Raw genomic sequence first — 11065 nt, 5'->3', positions numbered from 1 at the left:
CGATGCCTTATCGAGTATTGGTGGTAGACGATTCAGCGTTTATGCGGAAAATCGTGTCCGACCTCATCGAGCAGGATCCGGATTTCAAAGTGGAGGCTACGGCCAAAAACGGCCGGGAAGCGATCGAACAAATCGCGGGGCTGAAGCCCGACCTCGTCACCATGGATGTGGAGATGCCGGAGATGAACGGGCTGGACGCGCTCAAAGTGATTATGAAGGAGCATCCGCTCCCGGTCATTATGCTGTCGGGAATCAATGAACAGGGAATGAGGGAAACCATCATGGCCCTGGAGCTGGGGGCTTTCGACTTTATCCGCAAGCCGTCGGCCTCGACCAGCTCGCACGACATCGCGCAGGTTGGGCGCGAGCTGCGGGAGCAGATGCGCGGCGCGATGCTGGCTGCGGAGCGGAAAGCGGCCCGCGAGGCGGCGCTGCGCTCGGCCATGGCGCCGCCTGCGGGCGGCAAGGCGGACGCAGGCGGTAAGGCGGACGCGATCGGCAAGGCGGCTGCGCCAGGCCGGACGAAGCCGGCCCGGCCGTCGGCGGCCCCTGCCGGCAGCGCCGCGTCCGCGCAGGCGCCCGGGGCGCCGGGCAGCGGCAGCGAAGGCGCGCGCCGCCCGGAGGCGCGCCTGCCCCGGCCGCAGCCCGGGCGTGCCGCTGCGCAGCCCCCGGCCGCGCCGCGCGCCGGCCGGGCCGAACCGGACCGGCGCCCGCCGCAGGACGGGGCAGCGCGCGCCCTGCGGGCGGGCCGCCGCGCCGGGAGCCGCAGGCTTCGCCTGCCGCGGCAGCGCGGCCGGCAGCGCGCGCGGCCTCCGTGCGGCAGGGCGCGCCTGCGGCGCCGCAGGCGCCGGCTCAGGCGGAGACCGCGGCGGCCCGAGAAGCGGCCGGCGGCAGCGCCGCACGGTCCCGCCCGCGGAACGCCGCCGCCAAGAGCTTTACCGATCTGGTTGCGATCGGTACGTCGACTGGCGGCCCCAAAGCGCTGAAAGCCGTGCTGGAGAAAATTCCGGCGGATTTTCCGGCCCCGATCGTTATCGTGCAGCATATGCCGCCGAATTTCACCAAATCACTGGCCCAACGCCTCAATAGTTTGAGCGAATTGAACGTGGTCGAAGCGGAAGAGGGCATGGAGCTGCTCGGCGGTACGGCCTATATTGCTCCGGGAGGTTTCCATTTAAACGTGGTGCCTGGTCCGGCCGAAAGCTACAGATTGCATCTGTCGCAGGAAGAGCCCTGCAACGGACACAGGCCGTCGGTGGATGTCTTGTATAAATCGCTGTTCCCGCTGGAATCGCTAAAACGGCATATCGTGCTCCTCACGGGAATGGGCAGCGACGGGGCGAAAGCCATGAAGCGGCTGTATGACGCCGGCGTGACCTCCACCATTGCCGAGAGCGAGGAGACCTGCGTGGTGTTCGGCATGCCGCGCTCGGCAATCGAACTGAATTGCGTCAGCCACGTTTTGCCGCTGCATGAAATCGGCCCCAAGCTTGTACAAGTTGTGAAATAAACGGAATCTCTTGGAGGAGGTGCCTCACCATGGACATGAATCAATATTTATCCATGTTTATCGATGAGTCGAACGATCATTTGCAATCACTGAACGAAAAGATGCTGGAGCTGGAAAGCAACCCGGACGATATCAGCATCGTCCAGGTTATTTTCCGGTCGGCGCATACCTTAAAAGGGATGGCGGCAACGATGGGGTTCGAGGATCTGTCATCCCTCACCCACCAAATGGAGAACGTGCTCGATTTGGTTCGCAACGAGAAGCTCAAAATGCAGGAATTCATTTTCGATACGCTGTTCCGCGGCCTCGATGCTTTGCAGTCGATGGTTGAGGACATAACCCAGGGGGGCGAAGGGAAGGCCGACGTCAGTTCCATCGTGGCCGATCTGCAGTCGATCGTGCGCGGCGATTTTGGGCAGGGCGGCGGCTCCGACGCCAAACCGGCGGCGGAAGCTCAAGGAGCATCCACTGCCGGTGCGATCCAATTGGACCAGTACCAATACTCCGTTTTGGAGCAGTCCATCGCCGAAGGGCACCAAGTGCTGTATGTCGAAGTCGCAATTTCCGAAGATAGCCAACTCAAGGCGGCGCGAGCTTACATGGTGTTCGACCTGCTGGAACGCTTCGGGGAAATCGTGAAGGCTTACCCTTCGGTACAGGATATTGAACAAGAGAAATTCGACCGCAGTTTCTCGCTTTATTACATAACGCAGAAAGAGGCTGCTGAAATCCAAAGCATGATTCTGAATCTCTCGGAGATCGGTTCGGCTCAGGTTGCGGCATTGGATCACGAGACGCTCGCCCAGCTTGCGGCCGGCGCCAAGGAAACGGCGGCATCCGCCGCGCCCGCGCCTGCACCGGCTCCGGAGACGAAAGCAGCCAATCCCGCGCCGGCAGCAAAAACGCCGGCGCAGCAAGGGGAACATAAAAGCGGCGCTCGCGCCGGCGGCGGTACCCCCGCTCCGTCGCGGACGATCCGCGTCGATATCGACCGGCTGGACGTGCTGATGAACCTGCTCAGCGAGCTGCTCATCGACCGCTCCCGCATGGAGCAGTTGGCGAATGAAGTAAAACGCGCCGATTTAACGGAAACGGTGGAGCACATGAGCCGGGTCAGCAGCGATTTGCAAAATATCGTGCTGAAGCTGCGGATGGTCCCGATCGATACCGTATTCAACCGGTTTCCGCGGATGGTCCGCGATCTGGCCAAATCGCTCGACAAAAAAATCGATCTTGTCATCGTGGGAGCCGAAACGGAGCTTGACCGGACCGTGATTGATGAAATCGGCGATCCGCTCGTCCATCTGCTGCGGAACGCCGTCGATCACGGAGTCGAGCCGGTGGCCGAACGGGTGGCCGCCGGCAAACCGGAGACGGGAACGGTCAACCTCCGCGCTTTCCACAGCGGCAACCACGTGTTTATCGAAATCGAAGATGACGGGCACGGCATCGACCGTGACAAAGTGCTGAAAAAGGCGCTCAAAAACGGGGTCGTCAAAGAGAGCGAGGCGGCATCCATGACCGATGAACAGGTGTACATGCTGTTGTTCGCTCCAGGCTTCAGCACGGCGGAAGTGATTTCCGATATTTCCGGACGCGGCGTCGGCCTCGATGTCGTCAAATCCAAAATCGAATCGCTCAGCGGGGTGGTTTCGGTACAATCCAAGCTGGGCGCGGGCACCAAATTTTCGGTTCAGATGCCGCTGACCTTATCGATCATATCCGCGATGCTGATCAAGGTCGGGGCGGAGAAATACGCGATTCCGCTCTCCTCCATCGTCGAAACCGGACTGATCAAACGGGAGCAGGTCCGCGAACTGCACGGCTACACGATGATTCCGTACCGGGACACGCATATTCCGCTGATGTCGCTGGCGCAATTGTTCGACATTCCGGGCTTTTCGGAAAGCGATGAGGAAGAGACGGAAATCGTGGTCATCCGCAAAGGCGACCGGATGGCCGCGCTTGCGGTGGAGAATTTTATCGGACAAAGCGAAATCGTCATCAAGAACCTGGGCAAATACCTCCCTGCGATTCAGGGCGTGGCCGGGGCCACCATTTTGGGAGACGGGCAAGTGGCGCTAATCATCGATCCAAATGCATTCATTAAATAAGGTTTGAATCATTAAGGAGGGATTTCCACATGGGACAGGAATTGAAAGTCATCGTTTTTAAATTGGGGCATGAGGAATACGGCATCGAAGTGGACAAAGTGCAAACGATCGAGCGGATGATGCCGATCACGCGCGTGCCTAAGACGTTTTCCTTCGTTAAAGGGGTTATCAACCTGCGCGGCGTCGTTATTCCCGTTATCGATCTTCGCGGCCGCTTCGGTCTGCCGGAAACCGAGTACACCGATCAGACCCGGATCGTCATCGTTGCGGCCAACGATTTGGAAGTCGGCTTTATCGTCGATTCCGCCAACGATGTCATCGATTTGGATTCCGATTTGATCGATTCGCCGCCGGATGTCGTCGGCGGAGTCAAAGCCAAATACCTGGACGGAGTGGCCAAAATTTCCGAGGAACGTTTGCTCGTGATGTTGAACCTTTCCGAAGTGCTAAGCCGGAAGGAAATCATCCAGCTGGAAAGCTTAGAGGACTAGATCGTGGAGCTCTTTAAAGACTTTGAGGATTTGAAGCTTGACATTTTAAAAGAAGTCGGCAACATCGGGGCGGGCAACGCGGCGACCGCGCTGTCGAAGCTGCTGGACAAGCCGATCGATATGGCGGTGCCGAAGGTGCAGATGCTGCCTTTCGAAGCGGTAGCCGAACGCGTCGGCGGCGCCGAAAATATCGTGCTTGCGGTATTTTTCCGCGTGGAGGGCGAAGCTCCGGGAAACCTGTTTTTCATTCTTAGCCCGGAAGCGGCCAAAAAATTGCTGCATCGCCTGGCGGGGATCGAAGTGGAAAGCGAGGACAGCTTTTCGGAAATGGAATGGTCGGCGCTTTCGGAAATCGGCAACATTTTGGCGGGCTCTTATTTGTCCTCGCTGGCCGATTTTACGTCTCTGTCGATGGCGCCTACGGTACCTGCGCTGGCGCTGGATATGGCAGGGGCGATCCTGAGTTACGGGCTCCTGCAGTTTGGTGAGATGGGAGACTCCGCCCTGCTGATCGATACTACGTTTATCGAAGGACACCATGAGGTAGAGGGACAGTTTTTCCTGATTCCCGATCCGGATTCATTCGCCAAAATTTTCACTGCGTTGGGAGTACCGGCCCAGCATGATTGATGAACAACGTGTCGTAAAAGTGGGCATGGCCGAGTTGAACGTCATAACGCAGCAGGGATTGATACGTACGACTGGGCTAGGCTCCTGCGTTGGGCTTACGCTATATGATCCGCAATTGAAAGTGGCCGGCTTGGCGCACGTCATGCTGCCCTCATCGGAGATCGCCCGGGAAGGCGCTTTGAACGTCGCGAAATACGCGGATACGGCCATTCCGGCGCTGTACCAGAAATTAATGGGTCTCGGAGCCTCTCCATCCCGGCTGGTGGCCAAAATGGCCGGAGGCTCGCAGATGTTTTCCTTTGGAGGGAACAGTGATTCGATGCGAATCGGTCCGAGAAACGCGGAATCTTGCAAGTTGCAATTGGAAGCATTGAAGATCCCCTTGTTGGCGGAGGATACCGGAGGAAATTACGGCAGGACGATCGAGCTGGATAACGAAACGGGGATATTATATGTGCGAAGTGTACAAATGGGGATAAAGGAATTGTAGCCATGGCAGGAAAAACGCGATATTACTTGTTGTTGGGCTTTATCGGTTTTCTTATTACATTTGCGGTATCGGCGGGGAACAATTTGTTTATGACCAGCTTTATCCGGGGACTAATCGCCTTTGTCGTCTGGTTTGTGCTTGCCTTTGCGGCAAGCTGGATGTTCGGTTTTCTGAAGGAGCTTCCGGGAAACGGAACGGTCGAGCCGCAGGAAGCCTTGCTTTCTGAACAGGGGAAAGGGGGCAATCTCGACTTGACGACGCCGGACGAAAGCGAGCAGCTTAATGAACTGCTGAAGCCGCCCTCGAATTCGCCGGGCGAAGCCGCGGATTTTACGCCGCTGAGCCCGCCGAAACTCGTGAAAACACCTGACGACAAAGATCCTGAAGAGCTGGCCAAGGTCGTTCGTCACCTGACAGAAAAATAAGGAGGGTGAAGGCAATTGAACGAGCGGAAGACATCAACTCTGAATTATGCCGAGGTTTGGGAAAGATGGAAAGAGCACGGCGATTTGGAGGCCAAGAAACAACTTATCGAAAAATATCTGCATATTGTCGACTACGTTTCGGGACGTCTCGCCGTTGGCCTTCCCAAGAACGTTTCCAAAGATGATTTAGCCAGCAATGGGGTGATGGGGCTGATTGATGCGGTCGAAAAATTCGACTACAAACGCGGCCTTCAATTTGAAACCTATGCATCCTGGCGGGTACGGGGAGCGATTCTGGACGGCCTTCGGCAGGGGGACTGGGTTCCCCGTTCCGTGAGAGAGAAAGCCAAAAAAATCGAAGAAGGCTATCAGCACTTGGAACAGAAATATCTCCGCTCCGTAACGGACGCCGAGATGAGCGCCTACTTGAATATCAGCGAGAAAGAGTTTCAGAGCATGCTCCAAGAAGTCGCCGTCATGACACTTTGTTCCCTTGAGGACCCGATTGGCGAAGAAGAGTCGGAAACTCGTCTCACATTACTCGTTGACGAAAAAGCAAAAAACCCGGATTATAAAGTCAGGGAGTTTTATTTAAGGGATTCATTGGCAAAAGGAATCGAAAAACTGACCGAAAAGGAAAGAACGGTCGTCTCCCTGCTTTATTATGAAGATTTATCGTTAAGCGAAATCGCGGAAGTGATGTCGCTTTCGCCTTCGCGAATTTCCCAGCTTCACTCCAAAGCGATTTTACGGCTTCGCGGCAGCTTGGAGAAGCAGCGGGAATTGCTGATGTGCGAAGACTGACGGGTAAATCATGAACGAGTGAATCGGAAGAGAGGAGGAACGACTTCTTGGAGCTTATGGACGATTTAAGGCAGATCTTAAGCGTCACGTTAAATGATGACAAGACGGTAGCCTACCTGCAGTTTTTAAAGAAGGAAGACGATTTTTCCTGTACGGAGGACGCGCTGCGTCAATTTTTACATAGCGAAGGGCTTAAATTCGGGCTACAGGAAGACATCGTCAGACGTTTTGCGTCGAATCCGAAGGAGTACTTTTTCAGTAGAACGCCGATTGCCATCGGGCAAGAGCCGGTGCACGGGCAAGACGGTTCAATCCGCTACGCGCTTTCCCTCGATGACGACAATCGCCATCAACCGGCGGAAACCGAAGACGGCAAAGTGGACTTGAAAGATATTACGAGACTGAACAATATCCGTAAAGGCCAAATTATCGCCGAACTTGTCCCTCCTGTGCCCGGACGCCCGGGAACGGCCGTGACCGGGGAAGTGATTCCCTGCAAAGACGGGAAAGCCGCCCGTTTCAAAATCGGGAAGAACGTCGTCCTGAACCCGGAGCAAACCGCCCTGTATGCGGCGATTGACGGTCTGGTGACGCTTACCGACAAGGGGAAGCTAAACGTATTCCCCGTATACGAGATCAACGGGGACGTCGATTACAGCATCGGCAATATCGATTTCGTAGGAACAGTCGTTGTCCGCGGTAATGTACTGACCGGCTTTAGGATCAGTGCGGCCGGGGACATTCGCGTTGTTGGCGGGGTTGAAGGGGCGGAACTGTACGCCGACGGGTCTATCGAAATCACCGGCGGGATCATCGGTTACAACAAAGGTTTGGTCAAAGCCGGGCAAAACGTGAAAAGCTCGTTTATTCAGGACGGAAACGTTCAGGCGGGGGAGGACGTCATCGTTTCCCAAAGCATTATGCACTCCAATATCCGCGCCGGGCGCGACGTTTTGTGCAGCGGGGCGAAAGGGCTCATCGTCGGCGGCAGCGTCCAGGCCGGGGAAAAAGTGATCGCCCGGATCATCGGCAACCCGATGTCGACGACGACCTCGATCGAGGTGGGGGCGCTGCCGGAACTGCGCAACGAGCTTCAGGAATTACGCCAGCAGGTGAAGGATCAGCTGGCGAATCTCGACAAAACCGAGAAAGCGCTGACACTTTTGGATCAACTCGCCTCGCTCGGAAAGCTGACGCCGGACAAGGTGGCGATGCGTTCCAAACTGAATTTGACTAAAAAATCGAATATGCAGGAATTGGATTTGATGAAAGAACGCATGCTTGCGATCGAAAAAGCGCTGGAGGATACCGGCAAGGCGCGTGTTGACGTACTGAAAATGATTTACGGCGGTTCCAAAATCGTGATTGGCCGCTATACGAAATATATCAAAGAGCCCATTTCGCGCATGTCTTTTTACTACAGCGAAGGGGATATTTCCATGTCGGCTTACATCTAACAACGGCTCCTATTTAGGAAGGAATCCTGGTTCTTATCGAAGTATTTTCCTTCATTTCGGATGAGGTGATCCCATGAATATGAAACCCGTGGAATTGCAAATCGCGGTCCCGCGCACCAGCGAAGCCGGCCGCGTTCAGCATGATCAGCAGCATCGCCCTCTTCTCGATCAGAATCTGCTTTCGCAGCAAGCCGTCAAAACCGGGGAAGCGGACCGCCAGCGGACCGCTGAAATGGACGAGAGCAACCGCAATAAGAATGTAAGGCGGGAAGGAAATGGCTCCTCCGGCCAGGAGCAGGAACCGGAACGCGGGTCCGGCGGCAAACCGGAAGAGCCGGAGACGAAGCCGGAGCACTTGGCCGAGCATCCGTATAAAGGGCGGCATATCGATTTCTCTCTGTAATTCGGGGAACTTACTTCAGGGATCGGGGGAGGATGCAAGCCGGCCTTAAGTTAGGCACTTCAATTCAACAGCAAAAAGGTGAGGATTACATTGTCATTTGGAGACCCCTGGTTCTATGTTGTACTTCTGGGGGTGGCGGCGCTTGTATACGCCCTGCTATTGCCGGGACGCCAAGCCTCAAGCCCGAAGAACGACGCGGCGAAAGAGATGGAAGCCACGTTGGAACAATACATGTCGGAAATCGAAAGAGAAAATCAGGAGCTTATCGATTTGGTGTCCCAGATGAAACAGGAGTTTGCCTCCAAACAGCTGGCCCAGCAGGAGCAGACCGCCGAGCTGCGCAAGCGGCTTAGCGATGTGGAGTTTTCGGCCCGGCAGAGCGAAGCGCGCTTGGAAAGCTTGGCGGCTTCCGTAGGGGAGAACGTCTCCGCCGTTTCCGTTCCGGCAGCAGCCGCGGCGGAAGCAAGCTTGACGATCGCAAGCGCCGCCGTTTCCGGACAAGCTTCCGAACCGGCCGCGCTTGCGGCCGGGCCCGCCCCGGAACCGGCGTCTGCACCGGAGGATGACGGAGATCATGTCCGCGGCAGGTATCCGGAACTGTTTGACTTATATGAAAAAGGAAAGTCGATCGACATGATCGCGAAGTCGACGGGACTTCAACGGGGCGAGGTGCAGCTCATCCTGCAGTTGGCCAAAAAGGAGGAGTCCCGATGATTAAAAACCGCCATTTTATGCTGGGGCTTGGCTGCGGTCTGATTGCCGGAGCGCTCCTTTTGCAGTTGATGATCCTTGGACAAGGGGGCGGCAAGCTTTATACGGCGGAGCAGGTGAAGCAAGCCGCCGAACAACTCGGCCTGAAAGTTGTCGCTGCGGATGAAGAGTTGCTGACCGAAGAGCAGTGGCAGGAGAAAGCCGGCACCGGCCAGGAGGATGGGGGAGAAGGAGATGAGCCGGATGTTCCGGCGTCACCCAAGAATCCCGATGCTCCGCAAGCTCCGGCCGCGCCGGCCAAGCCGAGCTCGGCAGAAAACAAGCCGCAGGCAAGCGCGGATGCGGAGAAGCCGCAAACGCCCGCCAAACCGGCCAAGCCCGCGGCGGTTTCCGTCGAGTACAAAATCGCTTACGGCAGCACGCTTGCCGGCGTGGCGGAAGGCTTGTATCAGGCCGGCGTGATTACGGAGAAGGAAGCTTTTTTGAAGGCGGCCAAAGCGAAAAAAATCAATAACAAAATCCGAACCGGAACGTACACGTTTACCGAGGGTGAAGATTACGACTCGATTATTGCCAAAATTTCGCCAAAGGCTTCGGGAAAATAAACCGGAGCCCATCCGCAAGGCACCGAAAGGTGCCTTTTTCGCGTGTACTCGTCCGAAAGGCGAAATAAGGGAAACATCGGTTGCATCCGTTTTTCACTTATGGTATATTAATTGACGGTGTTATAACGCACGCAGGCTGATTTCGACAAGGGTGCTCGCTTGATAAAATGCGTGTTCAAAAAGGCTGGTTTTCAGCACCGAGAAGGTTGGATGAAGCTAGGGACGAAAGGAGCGGAGCGTACGTTTTGGGTACGTGAGCAACGGAAGGCCCGGCTGAATTTAAGATTCGACGTCGAATCCGCTTCTTGACCTTCTTCGTGATCAAAAGCGGACTTTTTGAACTGCCTCTTTAAGCAAGGGAGTCTTGTCGGAAAATGAAACCTGCGGAGGAAGCATCATAAAAAAACCAAACTTAGGAGGTGCGTGAAGATGGCAGTAATCTCCATGAAACAACTGCTTGAAGCAGGCGTTCACTTCGGTCACCAGACTCGTCGCTGGAACCCGAAAATGGATCGTTATATCTTCACCGAAAGAAACGGTATTTACATTATCGACCTGCAAAAAACGGTCAAGAAAGTCGAAGAAGCTTACAACTTCGTAAAAAGCATTGCGGAAGAGAATGGAACCATTCTGTTCGTGGGCACGAAGAAACAAGCTCAAGATTCCGTGAAAGAAGAAGCGGAACGCGCTGGCCAATTCTACATTAATCAACGTTGGTTGGGCGGTACGTTGACTAACTTCCAAACGATTCAAAAACGGATCGACCGTTTGAAACAATTGGAAACTTGGGAAGAAGACGGCACGTTCTCCGTATTGCCGAAGAAAGAAGTTATTATTCTCCGCAAGGAGAAAGAACGTCTTGAGAAATTCCTCGGCGGAATCAAGAACATGAAAGGTCTGCCAAGCGCTTTGTTCGTCATCGATCCGCGCAAAGAGCGCATTGCGGTTGCGGAAGCCCGCAAACTTGGTATCCCGATCGTAGGTATCGTTGATACCAACTGCGATCCGGACGAAATCGACTATGTCATTCCGGGCAACGACGACGCGATCCGCGCGGTTAAACTGTTGACCAGCAAAATGGCGGACGCCGTGATCGAAGCTAACCAAGGCGAGCAAACGACGGCGTAAGCGGCTAATTGCCGACAATAAGCGATAAATTAAATGAAAAGGGTGGTTGGTAGGTGTCAAACCTCTCACTACCCTTTTTTTAAAGAGGAAGTTTAAAAATCGAGTTTTGATCACGAAGATATTACGTGGAAGACATTTCGGCGTCGAATCTTGAACTTAACCGGGATCTCCGGTGCTCACGTAGGCCAAACCTACGCTCCGCTCCTCGATCCCTAGTTTCGTCCAACCTTCTCGGTGCTGAAAACCCGATTTTTAAACCTTGATCTTAATTAGGAAGTTTGAAAAATCGGCTTTGAT

11 protein-coding genes and 1 pseudogene are annotated in these 11065 nt (G+C 55.2%); all 12 read left to right on the top strand.

Annotated features, from left to right (window positions below):
- Positions 1–2: 2 nt before the first annotated feature.
- A pseudogene (locus tag NYE69_RS21795) lies at positions 3–1510 on the top strand (protein-glutamate methylesterase/protein-glutamine glutaminase).
- A 29-nt stretch (positions 1511–1539) separates the two neighbouring features.
- Positions 1540–3624 carry a chemotaxis protein CheA gene (locus NYE69_RS21790; protein ID WP_340927929.1) on the top strand — a complete coding sequence of 695 codons (2085 nt, stop codon included), beginning with the start codon at positions 1540–1542 and terminating at the stop codon, positions 3622–3624.
- 29 nt (positions 3625–3653) lie between these two features.
- Positions 3654–4115 carry a chemotaxis protein CheW gene (locus tag NYE69_RS21785; protein ID WP_036622292.1) on the top strand — a complete coding sequence of 154 codons (462 nt, stop codon included), beginning with the start codon at positions 3654–3656 and terminating at the stop codon, positions 4113–4115.
- A 3-nt stretch (positions 4116–4118) separates the two neighbouring features.
- The gene (locus NYE69_RS21780) at positions 4119–4745 is read left to right on the top strand and encodes a chemotaxis protein CheC (protein WP_036622294.1); all 627 of its coding nucleotides are present in this window, start codon (positions 4119–4121) and stop codon (positions 4743–4745) included.
- On the top strand, positions 4738–5235 hold the full coding sequence (locus tag NYE69_RS21775) for a chemotaxis protein CheD (RefSeq protein ID WP_124332727.1): 498 nt from the start codon (positions 4738–4740) through the stop codon (positions 5233–5235). The genes NYE69_RS21780 and NYE69_RS21775 overlap by 8 nt, the downstream gene beginning before the upstream one ends.
- Positions 5236–5237: 2 nt before the next feature.
- Positions 5238–5660, top strand: coding sequence for a hypothetical protein (locus tag NYE69_RS21770; RefSeq protein ID WP_036622298.1), 423 nt, complete (start codon positions 5238–5240; stop codon positions 5658–5660).
- A gap of 15 nt (positions 5661–5675) precedes the next feature.
- A complete protein-coding gene (locus tag NYE69_RS21765; protein WP_340927928.1) occupies positions 5676–6464 on the top strand; it encodes a FliA/WhiG family RNA polymerase sigma factor in 789 nt (262 codons plus the stop codon).
- 47 nt (positions 6465–6511) lie between these two features.
- On the top strand, positions 6512–7921 hold the full coding sequence (locus tag NYE69_RS21760; RefSeq protein ID WP_371861068.1) for a DUF342 domain-containing protein: 1410 nt from the start codon (positions 6512–6514) through the stop codon (positions 7919–7921).
- Between the two features lie 73 nt (positions 7922–7994).
- The gene (locus NYE69_RS21755) at positions 7995–8324 is read left to right on the top strand and encodes a hypothetical protein (protein WP_328272231.1); all 330 of its coding nucleotides are present in this window, start codon (positions 7995–7997) and stop codon (positions 8322–8324) included.
- 90 nt (positions 8325–8414) lie between these two features.
- On the top strand, positions 8415–9038 hold the full coding sequence (locus NYE69_RS21750; protein WP_340927927.1) for a hypothetical protein: 624 nt from the start codon (positions 8415–8417) through the stop codon (positions 9036–9038).
- Positions 9035–9640: a hypothetical protein gene (locus NYE69_RS21745; RefSeq protein WP_340927926.1), complete on the top strand. Its 606-nt coding sequence runs from the start codon at positions 9035–9037 to the stop codon at positions 9638–9640. Before NYE69_RS21750 ends, NYE69_RS21745 begins: the two co-directional genes overlap by 4 nt.
- A 429-nt stretch (positions 9641–10069) precedes the next feature.
- A complete protein-coding gene (rpsB, locus tag NYE69_RS21740) occupies positions 10070–10768 on the top strand; it encodes a 30S ribosomal protein S2 (protein ID WP_124332730.1) in 699 nt (232 codons plus the stop codon).
- The last annotated feature ends 297 nt before the right edge of the window (positions 10769–11065 follow it).

This window comes from Paenibacillus sp. FSL R5-0527, assembly GCF_038008055.1.
Classification (GTDB): domain Bacteria; phylum Bacillota; class Bacilli; order Paenibacillales; family Paenibacillaceae; genus Fontibacillus; species Fontibacillus macerans.
This window is presented reverse-complemented; position numbering and strand designations above follow the sequence as displayed.